This window comes from Pseudomonas sp. G5(2012) (genome assembly GCF_000408945.1).
Taxonomy (GTDB): Bacteria; Pseudomonadota; Gammaproteobacteria; order Pseudomonadales; family Pseudomonadaceae; genus Aquipseudomonas; species Aquipseudomonas umsongensis.
Genome location: NZ_APIO01000211.1, coordinates 1 through 1213, shown reverse-complemented (window position 1 = coordinate 1213; position 1213 = coordinate 1). Strand labels below are relative to the sequence as shown.

The 1213-nt window shown below is 54.6% G+C and carries 1 protein-coding gene; it reads right to left on the bottom strand.

Annotated elements, in window-relative coordinates:
- Window positions 1-27: 27 nt before the first annotated feature.
- Window positions 28-1197, bottom strand: coding sequence for an IS4 family transposase (locus PG5_RS32710; RefSeq protein ID WP_033042572.1), 1170 nt, complete (start codon window positions 1195-1197; stop codon window positions 28-30).
- Between the last annotated feature and the right edge of the window lie 16 nt (window positions 1198-1213).

Below are 1213 nucleotides of genomic sequence, written 5' to 3'. Positions count from 1 at the left end.
GCGTCACTAGTGTCCGGTAAACATGTTTCATAGCTGAAGGCTGCCTTGGGCAGCCTTCAGCTTTTCTCGCTCCTGCCTTCGTCGATCCCTCAGTTCTGGAGTAGCGGGCCGTTCGTGCAGGACGTGAGATATGCGAACCGTCAGCTCGAACAACGAACCGGTAAATCCTGAGCGACGATGGAAAAGGTGCAGTAACAAGTAGCTGATCAAGGCACTGTAAATCTGCAGGCGCACGGCGTTTTCAGAGAAGGCATAGAAGCGTTTGAGTTTCAGATGTTGCTTGATCCACTTGAAAAACAGCTCGATCTTCCAGCGATCTTTGTACAAGCCCGCGATTTCTTCAGCTGTTCTTGCGAAGTCGTTGGTCACCAGGATTAACGGCGTGGCATGTCCCTCGCGCTCAACCACCACGCGTCTTACCGGCGTTTCTCGGTAGTCATTCAGACGCTTACCGCCCAGATGCTTTTTGCCGAATAGAATGACTTCATCGGTCATGACCGGGCTTTGCTCGGCTACGGTCGAGTGCTTGTGCAGCACTTTGATATTGGCGTTTTTCTTCAGGCGGGTGACGAAAAAAGCGCCTTTGGTCTGCAACTGGTGCCACCAGTTGTAATCGCAATAGCCCTTGTCAAAGACATACGTCATGCCGGCCTGAATCGGCATTTCCAGTGCATCGCTCAGGTCGTTGACGTTGGCAGGAGTGATGTTGACGTACACCGGGGCCAACTGCGCCAAATCTAGCCCGACATGTACTTTCAAGCCCTGCGTAATGCGGGTTTTCGTGGCGGCTGTCCAGCCATCGAAGTGAGGTCCGCGCAAAGTGATCGACGTGGAATCAAGCAGGCTAACCATGGCACCGACTTCTTTGCGCTGCTGGCGGCTGATGCCGCGCAACAGCAACTCGCAAAGGTCCTGGAATGGCCGGTAGTCACGCTTGTTCAAGGCATCCGACAGGGTCGAGCGGGCGACCGGACCCGCTTTAAGATGGTAGCTATGCGGGCTTAGAGTTTCGGAGAAAGTCGCCAAGGACCGCAGGCTTAAGGCTTGGGTTACATGACCGCTAACCAGTGTCACCAGCAATTGCCAGGACGTGCAGCGTTTGACGTAGCGATCAGCCTGGTGCCTTTCGGTGGATTGCCGAAAGAACTGGCGCGGGATCGCACTGAGCAGGTGGGCTAAACGGGTGCTGGTAAACATGAGCCAAAATCGAGTC

Coding starts and splice junctions, on each gene's coding strand:
- PG5_RS32710 (WP_033042572.1), bottom strand. CDS start 1,197: ATGTTTACCAGCACCCGTTTAGCCCACCTGCTCAGTGCGATCCCGCGC.